Source organism: Terrabacter sp. MAHUQ-38 (assembly GCF_014518425.1).
GTDB lineage: Bacteria > Actinomycetota > Actinomycetes > Actinomycetales > Dermatophilaceae > Terrabacter.
Genome location: NZ_JACVCU010000003.1, coordinates 781,761 through 796,604 on the forward strand (window position 1 = coordinate 781,761; position 14,844 = coordinate 796,604).

The following is a 14,844-nucleotide window of genomic DNA, read 5'->3' on the forward strand; positions in this document are numbered from 1 at the left end:
TTCATTCTGCTCAGCCCTGCGCTGGACTCAGGGGCACCGCTCGACACAATGGCCTCATGAGCGCGGCGTGGCGGTTCCGGCTGCGGTGGCCCAGGTGGACCTTGGCCGGCCGGATGCTCGCCATGCAGCTGGCGATCATGTGCGTCGTCCTCGTCGGCGTCGCGCTCGTCTCGCTCGCGCAGTCCAATGCGCGCTTCAAGGACATCGAGGGGCGCCGCGCGCTCGCCATCGCGGAGAACCTCGCCGGTTCCTCCGGCATCCAGAAGGCCGTCGCGCCGGTGACTCCTGAGACGCAGGAGTACATCCACCAGGCGCAGGGCACCGCCGAGTCCGGTCGGTCCTTCTCCGGCTCGACGAAGGTCATGGTGGTCAGGTCCGACCGGCGCATCATCGTCTCGACCGACCCGTTGCCGACGGAGCACATCGTCCGGTTGCAGGCCCAGCCGGCCTACCTCGGGCGCGCCTGGACCGGCACGGAGGACGAGACCGGCGACGCGATGGCGACGGCGCCGGTCATCAACGAGGTGACGCTCGCCACCGACGGCGTCGTCGTCGTGACCCGCGCCTACCCCACCGTCACGGAGAACCTCGCCGCCGCGATGCCCAACCTGCTCACGTATCTCGGCATCGCGACCGCCCTCGGCGTCGTCGGGTCGTTCCTCCTCTCACGCCGGGTGAAGCGACAGACCCTCGGCCTCGAACCACGCGAGATCACCGGGCTCGTCGAGCAGCGCGAGGCGATCCTGCACGGCATCAAGGAGGGCATGCTCGCCGTCGGCCTCGACCGGCGCATCACGATGGTCAACGACGAGGCCGCCCACCTGCTCGGCATCCCGCAGACGTCGACGGGTCGTCACGTCACCGAGGTCGACCCGACCGGCCGCCTGGCCGACATCTTCGCCGGCCCCGACTCCGCCACCGACCGCGTCATCCCTTACCGCGGAAGGGTGCTCACCCTGAGCCGGATGCCGGTACTCAGCCACGGACGGCACATCGGCTGGGTCGTGACGCTGCGTGACCGCACCGAGCTGCTCGAGCTCCAACGCGAGCTCGACCTCACCCGTGACACGACGGACGCGCTGCGCGCGCAGGCCCACGAGTTCAGCAACAGGATGCACGTCGTCAGCGGGCTCATCGAGCTCGGTGAGTACGACGAGGCCCGCGGCTACGTGCGTCACATCACCGATAGCCAGACCCGCCTCACGACGAGCATCACCTCCCACGTCGCCGACCCCGCCGTCGCCGCGCTGCTCATCGCGAAGTCCAGCCAGGCCGACGAGCGCGACGTCGAGCTCGTGCTCGAGGACACGACCCACGTCGGGCGGCTCGACGAGCGGCTCGCGGCCGACGTCAACACCGTGCTCGGCAACCTCATCGACAACGCACTCGACGCCTCGGCCCGCTCCGACGTGAACGACGCCTCCGGGAGCGAGCCGGTCGTCATCGTCGAGGTGCTGCAGAGCGAGCACGACGTGCGGATCACCGTGCGCGACACCGGTCCCGGGGTCGACACCGACCTCGGCGACCGCGTGTTCCGCCCGGGCGTGTCGACCAAGGAGGGCGGGCCCGGCGGACGGCGGGGCGTGGGCCTCGCGCTCGTCCGCGTCATCTGCCGCAAGCGCGGCGGTGACGTCACGGTGCGGCACGACAACGGCGCCGTGTTCGTCGCGACCCTGCCCCTCGACCGGACGGCGGTGGCACAGTGATCCGGTGCCTCGTCGTCGACGACGACTTCATGGTGGCCAAGCTGCACTCGAGCGTCGTGTCGCGTCAGCCCGGCTTCCAGGTCGTCGGCGTCGTGCACTCGGCCGGAGCCGCACTGGAGGCCGTGCGTGCACTCCACCCGGACCTGGTCCTGCTCGACGTCTACCTGCCCGACATGAGCGGCCTCGACGTGCTCCGGCGCCTGCGCGAGCGCGCCTCAGGCACCGACGTCATCGTCATCAGCGCCGCCCGCGACCTCGAGTCGGTACGAAAAGCCTTGCACGGCGGGGTGTTCCACTACCTCGTGAAACCCTTCGAGGTGGACACCCTGCGCCAGCGTCTCGTCGAGTTCGCCGACCACCGCGCCGAGCTCGGCGACCTCGACGAAGGCACGGAGATGCGCCAGGACGACGTCGACCGCGCCTTCCGGGCGCAGTCGAGCGGGCAGGCAAGGCGTCTGCCGAAGAGCATCAGCCCCGAGACCATCGACGTGGTCGTGCGGGCCCTGGAGGGCGTCGACGACGACGGCATGTCGGCCATGGAGTGCGCCGACGCGACCGGCATGTCGCGCAGCAGCACCCGCCGATACCTCGACCACCTCGTCGACACGGGCGTCGCCGAGCTGTTGCCTCCGCGCTACGGCGCCGCCGGACGCCCGGAGCGCCGCTACCGCACCCGCCCCCGCTGACCCCGGCCGGCAAGAGCCGGCCTTTCGAGGGTCAGCGGGGGGCGGCGAGCCGGGCGCCGATCGCCTCGAGGGCGACGTCGCGGGCGGCGAGCACGTGCGACTCGGCCAGCCGCCGGGCCTCGTCCGCGTCCCGGGCCACGAGGGCCTCGACGATCGCGCGGTGCTCGGCGAGCGCCGCCGTGCGACGGTCCTGGCTCTCGTTGGTGAACGGCCGGTAGCGGGACATGTGGCCGTCGACCTGGGCGTGCAGCCGCCGCGCCCAGCCGTGGCCGGCCACCTCGGCGATCCGCAGGTGGAGGTCGTGGCCGGCGCGCATCGCGTCCTCGGCGTCACCGACCATCCGCGCGTTCCGCTCGACGAGCCCGCGCAGCACGGCCACGTCGTCGTCGGTCAGCCGTCGCGCCGCCTCGCCCGTCATCAGCCCCTCGAGCGCGGCGCGCACGCTGTAGAGCTCCTCGATGTCCGACGCCGCGAGGGGCCGCACGACCATGCCGCCGGTCGGCAGCTGGTCGATGAGGTCCTCGGCCAGGAGCAGGCGCAGGGCCTCGCGCAACGGGGTCCGGCTCACCTGCAGCGTCGCCGCGAGCTCGGGCTCGTAGAGCCGCTGGCCCGGTTGCAGCTCGAGGCTCAGGATGCGGCGCCGCAGCTCCGCGTAGACGACCTGGCCGCCCGAGGCGCGCCTCATGCGTTCCATGTCCCGACCTCTCGTTGCACACATGTATACAAGTATGCTTCCATGCTCTCAGTCTTCCATGAACCCGACGCCCCGAGGAGCCGGCATGCCCGAGAGGTCCGCCGAACCGTCGGCCGAGACAGCGGATGTGCAGGCACCCGTCCTCGTGACGCCTGACGCGCTCACCGAGTGCATCACCGCCGTCCTCGTCCGCCGCGGCGTCCCCGACGCCGACGCGGCCCTGCTGGCCGACACGCTCGTGACCGCCGAGCTGTGGGGCCACGCGTCGCACGGCGTGCTGCGGCTGCCCTGGTATGCCGCCCGCCTCCAGTCGGGCGCGATGACCGCGGTGACGCACGTCGAACCAGTCACCGACCACGGCGCGCTCGTCGTCCTCGACGGCCACGACGGGATCGGGCAGGTCGTGACGCAACGCGCCGTCGACCTCGGCATCGAACGCGCGCGCCGGCACGGCATCGCCGGCATCGCGGTGCGCAGCTCGGGCCACTTCGGCACGGCTGCGTACTTCACGCGCGCCGCTGCCGAGGCCGGGTGCGTCGCCATCCTCGTCACCAACTCGAGCCCGGCGATGGCTCCGTGGGGCGGCCGGACCAAGAGCATCGGCACGAACCCGTGGTCGATCGCGGCCCCGGCCGGGCGGCACGGCGTCGTCGTCATGGACCTCGCCAACACGGCCGTCGCGCGCGGCAAGGTCTACCTCGCCGCCCAACGCGGGGAGCCGATCCCCGAGGGCTGGGCCGCGGCCGCCGACGGTACGCCGACCACCGACCCCTCCACCGCGATCGACGGCCTCATCCAGCCGATGGCCGGCGCGAAGGGCTACGTCATCTCGTTCATGATGGACGTCCTCGCGGGGGTCCTGACCGGCAGCGCGTTCGGTGACTCCGTCGTCGGCCCCTACGACCCCGAGCGGCGCAGCGGGGCAGGCCACCTGCTCATCGTCATCGACGTCGCCGCCACGGGCGACCCGGCCGAGTTCGCCTCTCGCATGGAGCAGCTCGTGGACCAGACCCACGCCGGCGAGCTCGCCGCCTGGGCCGACTCCATCCTCGTCCCCGGCGAGCTCGAGGACCGCAGCCGCGCCGCGAAGGAACGCGACGGCATACGTCTGGCGCCTGCGACGTGGGCGACGCTCCGCGAGCTGGCCGAGGAGAGCGGGGTCCCCCTGCCGCCCACCGTGACCGGCAGGACCGGCACGACCGGCACCACCACCAGCACCACCGACGGACCCAGCCACCCCACCGACCAGGAGGTCAGCCCGTGATCGCCCTCATCGTCTCGCTCGACGTCATCCCCGAACGCCTCGACGACTTCACCGCCGCCATCACCACGAACGCCGAGCGCACGTTCACGGACGAGCCCGGCTGCCTGCACTTCGACGTGACGCAGGACCTCAGCGACCCGCACCACTTCGTCTTCTACGAGCTCTACGAGGACGAGGAGGCCGTCGCAGCCCACCGCGCCGCCCCGCACTTCGGGCAGTGGCGCGAGGCGGCCGAACGCTGTGTCGTGCCCGGCAGCCAGGTCAACACGCTGACGACGGTGCGCGTGCACCACCCGACCGGGGTGGCGGCATGAGGATCCTCATCCTGCCGGGTGACGGCATCGGTCCCGAGATCACCGCCGCGACGCTCCGCGTCCTCGAGGCGGTCGACGAGCGCTTCGGCCTCGACCTGCAGACCGACGTGCGCGAGATCGGGCTCTCGTCCCTCGCCGAGCAGGGCACGACGCTCCCCGACGACGTGCTCGAGCTCGTCACCGAGGTCGACGGCACCGTGCTCGGCCCGGTCTCGCACTACGACTACCCGCCCCGCGCCGAGGGCGGCATCAACCCGTCCGCCGAGCTGCGCACCCGGTTCTCGCTGCACGCCAACATCCGGCCGTGCCGTTCGGTCGCCGATCTCACCGTCCTGCGTACGCCGATGGACCTCGTCATCGTCCGCGAGAACACCGAGGGCTTCTACTCCGACCGCAACATGCACGCCGGCAGCGGGGAGTTCATGCCCGACGAGGACTCCGCCTTCTCCATCCGGAAGATCACGACCGCCGCGTCGACCCGCGTGGCCCGAGCGGCCTTCGAGATCGCGCGGACCCGCCGCAAGCACGTCACGGCCGTGCACAAGGCCAACGTCCTCAAGCTCTCCGACGGGCTGTTCCTGCGCGAGGTCCGCAAGGTCGCCGAGGACTACCCCGACGTCGAGCTGCGCGAGCTCATCGTCGATGCGGCGGCCGCCCGGCTCATCCGCGACCCCGGCAGCTTCGACGTGCTCGTGACGACGAACATGTTCGGCGACATCCTCAGCGACGAGGCGTCCGAGCTGTGCGGCAGCCTCGGCCTCGGCGGCGCCATCAACGCCGGCGACGACGTCTGCGTGGCCCAGGCGCAGCACGGCTCCGCCCCCGACATCGCGGGCCGCGGCATCGCCAACCCGGTGTCGCTCATCCGGTCGGCCGCCATGCTGCTCGACTGGCACGGACAGCGCAGCGGGCGAGACGAGCTGGTCGCCGCGGCTCGCGCCGTCGACGACGCTGTCTGCGAGGTCGTCGGAAACCCGGCCACCCGCACGCCCGACCTCGGCGGCACCCTCACGACCGGCGAGCTCGCAGCCGCCGTCGTGGAGGCCGTACGCCGCCAACCCGCCGCGTCTGTGCCCACCGCGGCCCCCACACCCACGTCGACCAGCACGCCCGCGGCGACCACTCGAGAGGACAGCCATGCCTGACCAGCCGACCGCCCCCAAACTGCTCATCCGCCCCGATGCCGTCAGGCCCTTCGACCGCGGCAACGGTGTCGTCACGATCCCTTACGTCGGCAAGTGGAACTGCGAGTCAAACCGCGTCACGACCGGCCAGACGCAGTTCGCCGAGGGGACCGGACTGCCGCTCCACAGCCACAACGTCGAGGAGTCGGTGCTGATCCTCGAGGGAGAGGCCGTCGCCGAGATCGGTGACGAGACCTTCGACCTCGTCGCGGGCGAGGCGACGTGGGTCCCGGCCGGCATCCCACACCGCTTCTACAACCGCGGCCGCGGCACGATGCGGATCTACTGGGTCTACGGCGGCCGCGACGTCACGCGCACCATCACCGCCACGGGCGAGACGTTCGAGCACCTGTCCGAGAGCGATCGCGGAGGCCTGAGCACGCCATGACCGTCTCCACCTCCGCGACGCCGACGGTCGTCGAGACCGTCGACCCGACGACCGGCCTTGCGCTGCAGGCCTATCCGGCGATGACGGCGGCCGACATCGAGGCCGCCGTCGCGCAGGGCGCGGCAGCCGCCGAGGCCTGGGGGCGCACCCCCGTGGCCGAGCGCCTCACCGCCGTGTCCCGCCTCGCAGAGGTCCTGCGTGAACGCTCCGAAGCGCTCGCTGCCCTCGTCACCCGCGAGATGGGCAAACCGCTCGCGCAGGCCCGCGGCGAGGTCGCCAAGTCGGCCCTGACCGCCGACCACTACGCCACGCACGGCGCCGACGTCCTCGCCGACCGCCCCGTCGAGATCGACGCCCCCACCGGAGTGCAGGCGTGGGTCGCGCACGAACCGATGGGCCTCGTCCTCGCCGTCATGCCGTGGAACTTCCCGGTCTGGCAGGTCATGCGGGCCGCGATCCCGACCGTCGCGGCCGGCAACGGCCTGCTGCTCAAGCACTCCCCCAACGTCACGGGCTCGGCCCTAGCCATCGCCGAGCTCTTCACGGCCGCAGGCCTGCCCGAGCACCTCGTCACGGCGCTCGTCGTCGCCGAGCCCGACGTTCCGGCCGTCGTCGAGGGCCTCGTTGCCGACGACCGCATCGCCGCCGTCACGCTCACCGGCAGCAACCGCGCGGGCGAGATGGTCGGCGCCGCGGCCGGCCGGGCCTCGAAGCCGTCGGTGCTCGAGCTCGGCGGGTCCGACGCGTTCGTCGTGCTCGCCGACGCCGACGTGCAGGCCGCGGCGGCCGCGGCCGTGCGCGCCCGGTTCACGAACTCCGGCCAGAGCTGCGTCTGCGCCAAGCGCTTCGTCGTCGAGGAACCCGTCGCCGACGAGTTCATCCGGCTCTTCGTCGACGGCGTGCGAGCCCTGCGCTCCGGGGACCCCACCGACCCGGCCACCGACGTCGGCCCGCTCGCCCGCGCCGACCTGCGCGACGCGCTGCAGCGCCAGGTCGACGCGTCCGTCGCCCTGGGCGCCACCGTCGCCGCCGGCGGTCGCAGTGGTCGCGCCCCCACCAGCGCCCACACCAGCGCCCACACCATCGACGGGACCGGTGACGAGGCCGGCGACAAGCCTGGCGATGACCCCGCAACCGGGTGGTTCTACGAGCCGACCGTCCTGACCGGGACCGGTCCCGGCATGCCCGTCTTCGACGAGGAGACCTTCGGCCCGGTGGCCGCCGTCGCCGTCGCCCGCGACGAGGACCACGCGGTGGCGCTCGCCGACCACACGGCATACGGCCTCGGTCTGAGCGTGTGGAGCCGGTCGACCGAGCGCGCCGTCGGCGTCGCGCGCCGGATCACCTCGGGCGCGGCGTTCGTCAACGCCGTCGTGGCCTCGGACCCGCGCGTGCCGTTCGGCGGCACGAAGCGCAGCGGCTACGGCCGCGAGCTCGCCGATGCGGGCCTGCTCGCGTTCACGAACCAGCGCACCTACTGGGTCGTCCCCCCCGACTGACCGACCCCACGCCCCGCACCGAAGTGACCACTCGACGCAAACCCCCACTCGAGTGGTCACTTTCGTACATCCGGGCCCGTACCAAAACGACCACTCGACGGGGGGGGTGTCGGTCAGACGGTGGCGGAACCGCAGAGGGGGCGCAGCGATTCCGAAGCGTCGGCGGAGAGCGTGGTCCTGCGCCACCAGCAGGACCACCTCACACGACAGGAACCCGACATGCCAACGACCTCCTTCCGCCCAACCCGCAAGGCCCTGGCCGCGCTCTTCGCCGTCGCCGCCATCGCCACGACCACGGCCGGTGTCACCGCGTCCTCGTCGCAGGCCGCCGGCACCCGCCCCGTGCTCAAGGTGCCCTTCCCGTGCCAGCAGACGTGGCGCGGCAACGCCTGGGTCGGTCACGACCCGGCCCTCGCCATCGACTTCAACCAGGGCAGCGGCGACTCCGACAAGGGGATGCCCGTCAAGGCGAGCGCGTCCGGCACGGTCCTCGATGTCACGATCTCCGACGCCCACGGCTACGGCAACCGCGTGCTCATCGGCCACGGCGACGGCTGGCGCAGCTTCTACGCCCACCTCGAGGACGGCAGCATCACCGTCCGCGAGGGCGACCACGTCACGGAGACGACGACGATCGGCAAGGTCGGCAAGTCGGGCCAGCAGGAGTACTCGCACCTGCACTACGAGCAGCGGCTCTACAACGAGGTCAAGCCGATCCGCTTCGGCACCTCGACGTGGGTCGACTACGGCACGGAGCAGCTGTACACCCGCACCAACTGCTGACGCGGCGCCGGACCCGGACCGCGCGCCCCACCGACTCCGTGTCGGGCGGGCGCGCGGTCCACCGTCCCATCGAATGCCGTCGAATGGAGTCGGATGCCGTCACCGGGCGTCGTGCAGGCCGCTCACCACCAGCCCTGCCGCTTCGCCCACCGCAGCAGGGTCAGGCTGATGCCGAGCATGACGCCGAGGACGAGGAGCAGCTGCGGCACGTGCGTCTCGTCGTTGACGATGAGGTTCATCCCGTAGACGGACGCGATGGCGGTGACGGGCAGCGTGATGGCGGCGATGACAGCAAGCCGCTCCATGGCCACGGTCATCTTCGTCGTCACGCGCGTCTGGTAGAGGTCGATGACGCCGACGAGGAACTGCACCTCGCCGTCGCCGAGGCTGCGGACGCGCTCGAACTGGTCGGCCAGGTCGGACGCGCGGCGGCGCGCCTCCTCGGGGACGTATCCCTCGAGGAAGGTGATCCGGGCCTGGATGTCGTGGCCCTGCGCGGCCATGGTCCGCGCCGTCATGAGCTCGTGCCGCATGAGGAAGAGCTGCTCGAGCAGCTCCTCCGGCTTGTGGAAGTCGGCCGCCATGACCTTGGCCTCCATGGCGGGCAGGCGGCTCGCGACCTCGCGCACCGCGGCACTCTGGCGGCGGGCGACGGCCGAGCCGATGGCGTACGCGAGGTCGTGCGGGCTCGCGGGCCGCAACCGCCCGGCGGCGATGCGTGCCCGGACGGCGCGCGTCTCCTCGGTCGCCTGCTCGGGCGTGACGATCGGGTTGCGCGGGCCGTGGACGGTGACGAGGTAGCGGTCGCTGACGATCTCGTCGAGCTCGAGCACGTGGACGTGGCCGCCCGTGCCCGTGAGGGGCGCGTGGAGGATGACGAAGAGGTGCTGCTCGTAGGCGTGGACGGTCGGCACGAAGTTGCGCTCGGCGCAGTGCTGGCGGACGAGCGCGTGGGCGTGGAGCCGGTCGGCAAGCAGTGCGTCGGCCTCCGCGTCGTAGTCGGGCACGTCGATCCACACGTAGCCGTCGGTGCGCGCGAGCAGCCCGTCGATGGCGTCGACCGGGTGGTCGGTGATCCCGTCGGCGGTGACGAACGACACCTGCATGGCCCCACTCTGGCACCAGGGGCGCGCGCAGGCCCGCAACCCGCGCGGCACAGGCCCGACGGCAGCGGCGCTCAGCCACCGTCTACGACCGGTCGAACACCGTCAACCGGCGACGCACGCGCCGGTGTCGACCGCGGCGCCCGCGGACGCGGCCGCGTCGAGGACCGGTTTCACCTCGCTGAGGGTCAGCGCGTAGCCGGTCATGTCGTCCTCGAGCGACTTGGCGAAGATGACGCCGACGACGCGGCCGTCGGTGTCGAGCAGGGGGCCTCCGGAGTTGCCCGGCTGGACGACGGTGGCGAGCGAGTAGATCTCGCGGACGACGCGCTCACGGCCGTAGATGTCGAGGCCGCGTGCATCGAGCTCGGCGCGCACCCGGGCCGACACGACGCGGTAGGGCCCGTCGAGCGGGAAGCCCGGCACGGCCGCGGAGTCACCACGCGTGACGTCGCCGCCGAGCTGGAGGGCCGGCGCGAGCAGGCCCGGCACGTCGAGCACGGCGAGGTCGCGGCGGGGGTCGAAGATGACGACGCGGGCGCGCAGCGTCTGGTCGCTGCCCTGGACACGCACCTCGTCGGCGCCGGCGACGACGTGGGCGTTCGTGACGATCCGGCCCGGCGTCAGCACCCAGCCGGTCCCCTCCTGACCGCGCTGGCACGACTCCGACTGCGTGGTCACCTTGACGACCGAGCGGCCGGCCGCGCGGATCGCCTGCGATCGCGCGACGGCGGGGTCGGGGTCCTGCACCGGCGTGATGGGCTCGGGGGCGAGCCCGCCGAAGACCTGCGGGAAGCCTTGGCTCGACAGGAAACCACGGAAGCTCGCGAAGACCTGCCCCGTCTCCTCCGGGACGATGGTGTTGACGATCTGCATGACCTTCGAGTCGGCCATGGCCCTCGAGAGCGTCGGGTTGCCGGCCGTGCGCAGGGCTCCGCCGATGAACCAGACGATGAGGCTCGCCGCGAGCGCCACGACGATCGCGCCCAGCACCGAGTCGGCCCGCCGGAGCGACGTCTGCCCGACGCGCCTGCGGATCTGCGCGCCGAGGAGGCTGCCGAGGAACTGTCCGAGCCAGCCGAACCCGACGACCCCGACGATGAGCACGAGGATGCGGGTGCGGTCGTTGTCGGTGACGGCGGGCCAGCGCGCGAGCATCTGGGGCAGCTGCCACACGGCGAACATCGCGAACGCGAAGAAGCCGACGAGCGAGAAGACGCTCTGGATGAGGCCTTGGCGGTAGCCGGAGAACCCGTAGGTGAGGAGCAGCAGGACCAGGGCGATGTCGAGCAGGATGCTGCCGCTCATCCGCGCCGCCCTCCGAGGTAGCGCTCGGGCAGCGGCCGCATGACGTCGGCGTCCCACGGCTGGGACAGGCCGCCGAGCTCCAGCACGCTGCTGATGAGCCCGGCGGTGAAGCCCCACAGGACCAGGTGGTCGAGGTCGAAGCCCGGCCCGACGTAGCCGGACGGGTGCGTCACCGAGAAGCGCGTCGTCGGCGCGACGAGGTGTGACACGGGGACCGAGAGCACGTCATGCACCTCGGCCGGGTCGCGGACCACGAGCGGCGACGGGTGCGCCCACCAGCCGAGCACGGGCGCCACGACGAACTGCGACGGTGGCAGGAACAGCGAGGGCAGCTGTGCGATGACCTCGACGCCGGCCGGGTCGACGCCGGTCTCCTCGTGCGCCTCGCGCAGGGCCGTCGCGACGAGGTCGACGTCCTCGGGGTCGCGCGCGCCGCCGGGGAAGGCGATCTGGGCGGGCTGCGTCCGCATCGTGTGCGAGCGCTCGATGAGCACGACGTGCTCACCGCTGTCCTCGGCGCCCGCGGGAGGGGGACCGAAGAGGATGAGGACGGCAGACTCACGGCCGCCCTCCTCCGGTGGCAGGAAGCGCGAGAACCACTCGGGCTCAACGCGTTCGAGGCGCTCGGAGAGCTCGGCGACCCACGCCGGCCGCGGCGCTGGCCCGGCCCCGAGCGACGGCGACGGCTCGATGGAACCCGACCTGCCGGCATACGCGATGCCGCTGACCACCTTCGTCACTTCGGTGCCAGCTCGTACTTCAGGAGCTTCGCCGCCTTCGCGGGGTCGGTCTCTCCCACTCCGTAGCTGGGGCACCAGCGCGCGACCGGGCACGCACCGCAGGCCGGCTTCTTCGCGTGGCAGGTCCGCCGTCCATGGAAGATGACGACGTGGCTGAGCATCGTCCAGTCCTTGCGCATGAAGAGCCGGCCGATCGCGTGCTCGACCTTGACCGGGTCCTCCTCCTCGGTCCAGCCGAAGCGGCGCACGAGCCGCCCGAAGTGGGTGTCGACCGTGATGCCGGGGATGTCGAACGCGTTGCCCAGCACGACGTTCGCCGTCTTGCGGCCCACGCCGGGCAAGGTCACGAGGTCCTTGAGCCGCGGAGGCACCTCGCCGTCGAAGTTCTCGACGAGGGCCATCCCGAGCTTGATGAGCGCGTCGGTCTTGGCCCGGTAGAAGCCGGTCGGCTGGATGATCGTCTCGAGCTCGCCGCGGTCGGCGTTCGCGTAGTCGGCGGCCGTGCGGTACTTCGCGAAGACGATCGGCGTCACCTTGTTGACCCCGACGTCGGTCGTCTGCGCCGACAGGATGGTCGCGACGAGCAGCTCGAGCGGGCTGGTGAAGTCGAGCTCGCAGTGGGCGTACGGGTAGCGCTCGTGGAGCGCGCGGTACATCTTGCGGGCGCGGCGCGTGCGCGAGATCGGCGTCTCATCGTCGGTCACGAGGGCTCGAGGGGACACGCACGACACTGTATGCCGCCCCCCTGTCGTTCGCCGGGCGACCTCCGCCGCGTGGGCTGGTCAGACCGGCCCCGACGGGCGGCGTGCCGGTTCCGTGAGGAGGAAGAAGGCCAGCGAGGTGAGGAAGGACGCAACCCCCAGGAACGTGACGGACGTTGCGTCCCGTGGCAGGGCGACCGCATACCGGACGTGGCACACTGACCCCGTGGATCTCGACGTGGTGAGGCGCGCGCCCCTGTTCAAGGCACTCGACGACGAGGCGGCCTCGGCGCTGCAGTCGGAGATGAGCCGATCGCACATGGAGCGCGGCGACGTGCTCTTCCACGAGGGTGACCGGGGCGACACGCTCTACGTCATCGCGGAGGGCAAGATCAAGCTCGGGCGCACGAGCCCCGACGGTCGCGAGAACCTCGTCGCCATCCTCGGCCCGGGCGAGATGTTCGGCGAGCTCAGCCTCTTCGACCCGGGGCCGCGCACCATGACGGCCACCGCCGTCGCCGAGACCCAGCTGCTCGGCCTCGGCAACGAGTCGCTGACCGGCCTGCTGTCCGGTCGCCCGGAGGTCTCCAAGGCCCTCCTCGCAGCCCTCGCGCAGCGGCTGCGCCGCACCAACGCGCACCTCGCCGACCTCGTCTTCACCGACGTCCCCGGCCGCGTGGCCAAGGCCCTGCTCGACCTGTCCGAGCGCTTCGGCCGACCTGTCGAGGGCGGCATCATGGTCAGCCACGACCTGACCCAGGAGGAGCTGGCGCAGCTCGTCGGCGCCTCCCGCGAGACGGTCAACAAGGCGCTCGCCGACTTCGCGACCCGCGGCTGGCTGAGGCTCGAGGCCCGTGCCGTCCTGCTCCAGGACGTCGAGCGGCTCAAGCGCCGAGCCCGCTGAGGCACCCGCGGACGCGCGGACGCGCGGCCCTCAACGGCTGAAGGACCAGCCGGCCGCGCCGTTGACGACGACACGGTCAGCGGCCGACGCGGCCGACGCCACGAGCGCGGCGTTGACCTCGTCGGTCTGCTCCACCCAGGTCGCCGCTGCGGTCGGCTCCTTGCCGAACGTGACATGGCGCTCGACGAGCCGGGCCCGGCGCAGGTCGTCGTCGCCGGTGACGTACCAGACCTCGTCGAGCCGGGCGCGCGCCGCCTGCCACCTCGGCTCGGGCAGCAGGAGGTAGTTGCCCTCGGTGACGACGAGGCGCGCGCTCGGCGGCACGACCATGGCGGCGGCGATCGGCTGCTCGAGCGTCCGCTCGAAGCCCGGCGCGTAGACCCAGCTGTCGGGCTCCTCGACGAGCCGGCGCAGCAGGTGCGCGTAGCCGTCGGCGTCGAACGTGTCCGGCGCACCCTTGCGGTCCCGCGAGCCGAGCCGCTCGAGCTGCACGTCGGCGAGGTGGAAGCCGTCCATGGGGACGTGGGCCACCCAGTCCTCGCCGTGGGCGGCCGCGACCCCGGCCACGACGGCGTCCGCGAGGGTCGACTTGCCCGCGCCGGGCACGCCGGCGATGCCGAGCACGGCCCGGCGGCGGTCGCCGACGAGGTCGACGGCCGCCGCGACGAGCTGCTCGAGGCCTACGGTGACGGTCATCGCCCCAGTCTCGCCCAGACTCGGGTCGAGGGGCGTCAGGTGCTCAGATGCCGCACTGCGACGCGCTCCAGGTCCGTCCCGCGCGGATGTCGACGTGCGTGTGGTCGGAGTGGCCCGGGTAGCCGGGACCGAAGATGCCGCCCATGCCGGCGTAGCGGGCGCTCTGCGCGATGCCGCACAAGGTCGTGCCCCCGTCGGCCGGCACGAGGTCGAGCGCCGTGCCGTAGGTGTGCTGCCCCGAGCCGGACCCACCGACCGCGGCGTCGCACGCCTTGTCGCGGAAGCCCGACGTGACGCGCATGGGGTGGTCGCCCATGCGGTGGCGCAGCGCCTCGGCCCGCCACATGACGCGCTTGAGGTTCTCGCGGGCGGTCGCGAGCGAGACCGAGCCGTTGCCGTTGAGTCCGCGGCCGCAGTTCTCGCTCGCCTCGGCGTACGAGAAGTGGAGCGGCGTGCAGTCGGGGTCCTGCAGCTCGTAGAGCTTGGAGTACGTCGCGGGTCCGGCCACCCCGTCGGCCCCGAGGCCGTACGCGCTCTGGAAGCTGCGCACCGCCGTCTGGGTCTGCGCGCCGAAGGATCCGTCGACCGCCATGTTGACCCCGTAGCCGGCCCAGCCGGCGACGCGGATCTGCAGCTCGGCGACGTCGGAGCCGCTGGTGCCCGAGCTGAGCGTCCTGCTCCACGTGTAGCACTCGTCGGCGTGCGCGGCTGGTGCCGACACCGTCACCGCGCCGGCGGTGAGCCCTGCCGAAGCGAGGACGAAGATCAGTAGTGCTCTGAGGATTCGGTGACCACGCATGGTTTCCCTGTCCGTGTGAATGGTGCCCGGCCGGTCGGCCGGAGCCCTTTCACCCTTACGGCCCGCTCGGGTCCC

General features: G+C 72.2%; 16 protein-coding genes. 9 read left to right on the forward strand and 7 right to left on the reverse strand.

What is annotated here, in order from left to right:
* Positions 1–56: 56 nt before the first annotated feature.
* Positions 57–1,706: an ATP-binding protein gene (locus tag H9I49_RS14590; protein ID WP_188031068.1), complete on the forward strand. Its 1,650-nt coding sequence runs from the start codon at positions 57–59 to the stop codon at positions 1,704–1,706.
* Positions 1,703–2,392, forward strand: coding sequence for a response regulator (locus H9I49_RS14595; protein ID WP_188031069.1), 690 nt, complete (start codon positions 1,703–1,705; stop codon positions 2,390–2,392). Before H9I49_RS14590 ends, H9I49_RS14595 begins: the two co-directional genes overlap by 4 nt.
* A gap of 31 nt (positions 2,393–2,423) precedes the next feature.
* Here H9I49_RS14595 and H9I49_RS14600 read toward each other — a convergent pair whose 3' ends face one another.
* Positions 2,424–3,086 carry a GntR family transcriptional regulator gene (locus H9I49_RS14600; RefSeq protein WP_188031070.1) on the reverse strand — a complete coding sequence of 221 codons (663 nt, stop codon included), beginning with the start codon at positions 3,084–3,086 and terminating at the stop codon, positions 2,424–2,426.
* An 85-nt stretch (positions 3,087–3,171) separates the two neighbouring features.
* Between H9I49_RS14600 and H9I49_RS14605 the strand changes: the two genes are divergently transcribed.
* The 6 genes from H9I49_RS14605 (at position 3,172) to H9I49_RS14630 (ending at position 8,518) form a co-directional block, all read left to right on the forward strand.
* Positions 3,172–4,350 (forward strand): Ldh family oxidoreductase, encoded by a 1,179-nt coding sequence (locus tag H9I49_RS14605; protein WP_188031071.1) that lies wholly within the window; start codon positions 3,172–3,174, stop codon positions 4,348–4,350.
* Entirely contained in the window at positions 4,347–4,664 is a 318-nt protein-coding gene (locus H9I49_RS14610) for a putative quinol monooxygenase (RefSeq protein WP_188031072.1), read from the forward strand. Before H9I49_RS14605 ends, H9I49_RS14610 begins: the two co-directional genes overlap by 4 nt.
* Complete coding sequence (locus H9I49_RS14615) at positions 4,661–5,809, forward strand: isocitrate/isopropylmalate dehydrogenase family protein (protein WP_188031073.1); 1,149 nt, start codon at positions 4,661–4,663, stop codon at positions 5,807–5,809. Before H9I49_RS14610 ends, H9I49_RS14615 begins: the two co-directional genes overlap by 4 nt.
* A complete protein-coding gene (locus H9I49_RS14620) occupies positions 5,802–6,236 on the forward strand; it encodes a cupin domain-containing protein (RefSeq protein WP_188031074.1) in 435 nt (144 codons plus the stop codon). The genes H9I49_RS14615 and H9I49_RS14620 overlap by 8 nt, the downstream gene beginning before the upstream one ends.
* Complete coding sequence (locus H9I49_RS14625) at positions 6,233–7,735, forward strand: aldehyde dehydrogenase family protein (protein WP_188031075.1); 1,503 nt, start codon at positions 6,233–6,235, stop codon at positions 7,733–7,735. Before H9I49_RS14620 ends, H9I49_RS14625 begins: the two co-directional genes overlap by 4 nt.
* 219 nt (positions 7,736–7,954) lie before the next feature.
* On the forward strand, positions 7,955–8,518 hold the full coding sequence (locus H9I49_RS14630) for a M23 family metallopeptidase (RefSeq protein WP_188031076.1): 564 nt from the start codon (positions 7,955–7,957) through the stop codon (positions 8,516–8,518).
* 122 nt (positions 8,519–8,640) lie between these two features.
* Here the strand turns inward: H9I49_RS14630 and H9I49_RS14635 are convergent, their stop codons facing one another.
* From H9I49_RS14635 to nth, 4 genes are all read right to left on the reverse strand, one after another.
* Positions 8,641–9,624, reverse strand: coding sequence for a CorA family divalent cation transporter (locus tag H9I49_RS14635; protein WP_188031077.1), 984 nt, complete (start codon positions 9,622–9,624; stop codon positions 8,641–8,643).
* A gap of 102 nt (positions 9,625–9,726) precedes the next feature.
* The gene (locus H9I49_RS14640) at positions 9,727–10,929 is read right to left on the reverse strand and encodes a MarP family serine protease (RefSeq protein WP_188031078.1); all 1,203 of its coding nucleotides are present in this window, start codon (positions 10,927–10,929) and stop codon (positions 9,727–9,729) included.
* Positions 10,926–11,669, reverse strand: coding sequence for a CoA pyrophosphatase (locus H9I49_RS14645; RefSeq protein ID WP_188031079.1), 744 nt, complete (start codon positions 11,667–11,669; stop codon positions 10,926–10,928). The genes H9I49_RS14640 and H9I49_RS14645 overlap by 4 nt, the downstream gene beginning before the upstream one ends.
* Positions 11,666–12,325, reverse strand: a complete 660-nt coding sequence (gene nth, locus H9I49_RS14650) for an endonuclease III (RefSeq protein ID WP_223128782.1) — start codon at positions 12,323–12,325, stop codon at positions 11,666–11,668. The genes H9I49_RS14645 and nth overlap by 4 nt, the downstream gene beginning before the upstream one ends.
* Before the next feature lie 271 nt (positions 12,326–12,596).
* Between nth and H9I49_RS14655 the strand changes: the two genes are divergently transcribed.
* On the forward strand, positions 12,597–13,274 hold the full coding sequence (locus H9I49_RS14655; RefSeq protein ID WP_188031080.1) for a Crp/Fnr family transcriptional regulator: 678 nt from the start codon (positions 12,597–12,599) through the stop codon (positions 13,272–13,274).
* 30 nt (positions 13,275–13,304) lie between these two features.
* On the opposite strand, the gene H9I49_RS14660 is transcribed toward H9I49_RS14655, so the two are convergent.
* Together H9I49_RS14660 and H9I49_RS14665 are read right to left on the reverse strand one after the other, a co-directional pair.
* Positions 13,305–13,970, reverse strand: coding sequence for a nucleoside/nucleotide kinase family protein (locus H9I49_RS14660; protein ID WP_188031081.1), 666 nt, complete (start codon positions 13,968–13,970; stop codon positions 13,305–13,307).
* A gap of 43 nt (positions 13,971–14,013) precedes the next feature.
* A complete protein-coding gene (locus H9I49_RS14665) occupies positions 14,014–14,769 on the reverse strand; it encodes a M15 family metallopeptidase (protein WP_188031082.1) in 756 nt (251 codons plus the stop codon).
* Between the last annotated feature and the right edge of the window lie 75 nt (positions 14,770–14,844).

Coding starts and splice junctions, on each gene's coding strand:
- nth (WP_223128782.1), bottom strand. CDS start 12,325: ATGTACCGCGCGCTCCACGAGCGCTACCCGTACGCCCACTGCGAGCTC.
- H9I49_RS14640 (WP_188031078.1), bottom strand. CDS start 10,929: ATGAGCGGCAGCATCCTGCTCGACATCGCCCTGGTCCTGCTGCTCCTC.
- H9I49_RS14635 (WP_188031077.1), bottom strand. CDS start 9,624: ATGCAGGTGTCGTTCGTCACCGCCGACGGGATCACCGACCACCCGGTC.
- H9I49_RS14660 (WP_188031081.1), bottom strand. CDS start 13,970: ATGACCGTCACCGTAGGCCTCGAGCAGCTCGTCGCGGCGGCCGTCGAC.
- H9I49_RS14605 (WP_188031071.1), top strand. CDS start 3,172: ATGCCCGAGAGGTCCGCCGAACCGTCGGCCGAGACAGCGGATGTGCAG.
- H9I49_RS14615 (WP_188031073.1), top strand. CDS start 4,661: ATGAGGATCCTCATCCTGCCGGGTGACGGCATCGGTCCCGAGATCACC.
- H9I49_RS14625 (WP_188031075.1), top strand. CDS start 6,233: ATGACCGTCTCCACCTCCGCGACGCCGACGGTCGTCGAGACCGTCGAC.
- H9I49_RS14630 (WP_188031076.1), top strand. CDS start 7,955: ATGCCAACGACCTCCTTCCGCCCAACCCGCAAGGCCCTGGCCGCGCTC.
- H9I49_RS14590 (WP_188031068.1), top strand. CDS start 57: ATGAGCGCGGCGTGGCGGTTCCGGCTGCGGTGGCCCAGGTGGACCTTG.
- H9I49_RS14620 (WP_188031074.1), top strand. CDS start 5,802: ATGCCTGACCAGCCGACCGCCCCCAAACTGCTCATCCGCCCCGATGCC.
- H9I49_RS14665 (WP_188031082.1), bottom strand. CDS start 14,769: ATGCGTGGTCACCGAATCCTCAGAGCACTACTGATCTTCGTCCTCGCT.
- H9I49_RS14600 (WP_188031070.1), bottom strand. CDS start 3,086: ATGGAACGCATGAGGCGCGCCTCGGGCGGCCAGGTCGTCTACGCGGAG.